The organism is Longimycelium tulufanense (assembly GCF_014645795.1).
GTDB classification, from domain to species: Bacteria; Actinomycetota; Actinomycetes; order Mycobacteriales; family Pseudonocardiaceae; genus Longimycelium; species Longimycelium tulufanense.
Genome location: NZ_BMMK01000106.1, coordinates 1 through 913 on the forward strand (window position 1 = coordinate 1; position 913 = coordinate 913).

Consider the following 913-nt stretch of genomic DNA (forward strand, 5'->3'; position numbering starts at 1 on the left):
CTGCTGGACCACTCCCTGCTCGGTGCGTTGATCCCGCTCACCGGGTTGGCCTTCGTGTTGTTCACCAACTACATGATCACCGACCCCGGCACCACCCCAACGCGCCCCCACCACCAGGTTGTCTTCGGCGCCACCGCAGCCGCCGTCTACGGCCTGCTGGTGATCTCGGGCATCTCCTTCGGCTTGTTCTTCGCACTGGTAATCACCTGCCTGCTGCGCGGCGTGGTCCTGCTGTCCGTACCGCACCTGCAGCGGTGGCGCGCCACGGTAGGGCAGAACCACAAGCGCGGAACTGCGGTCGAAGCGGTCGGGGGTGTCACCCCGTGAGTGCGCAAGACCGGATCGCGATCGTCGGCGTGGCCTGCCGCTACCCGGACGCCACCAGCCCCACCGAGCTGTGGGAGAACGTCCTGGGACAACGTCGGGCCTTTCGCCGCCTCCCACCACAACGGCTCGGCGCCGACTACCGCGGGGACGCACCCGACCTGACCTACCTGAGCCATGCCGGCGTGCTCCGGGGATGGGAGTTTCCCCGGGAACGCTTCGGTGTCCCCGGGCCACTGCACCGCGCCGCCGACCACACCCATTGGCTGGCACTGGAAACAGCCGCCGACGCACTGGCCGACGCAGGCATGCCGAACGGGGAGGGTCTCGACCGGGACCGGGTCGGGGTCGTGCTGGGCAACAGCCTCACCGGCGAGTTCACCAGAGCCGGCATACTCCGACTACGCTGGCCCTTCCTGCGCCGCGCCGCGCTCGCGGCGCTGACCCAAGCCGGGATCACCGGACCCGCACACGCCGAGGTGCTGGCCGCCCTCGAACGCCAGGTCAAGCAACCGTTCCCGGAACCGGGTGATGAGTCGTTGGCCGGGGCATTGGCCAACACCATCGCGGGCCGAATCTGCAACCACTT

Annotated in this window: 1 protein-coding gene and 1 pseudogene; both read left to right on the forward strand. The window is 69.0% G+C overall.

Going from position 1 to position 913, the window contains the following annotated elements; genetic code table 11:
- Positions 1–327, forward strand: a pseudogene (locus tag IEY55_RS31750) (enediyne biosynthesis protein); the annotation flags it as partial.
- Positions 324–913: beta-ketoacyl synthase N-terminal-like domain-containing protein (locus IEY55_RS31755; protein ID WP_268239382.1), on the forward strand; the 590-nt coding region annotated here is incomplete at its 3' end. The pseudogene IEY55_RS31750 and the gene IEY55_RS31755, both read left to right, overlap by 4 nt.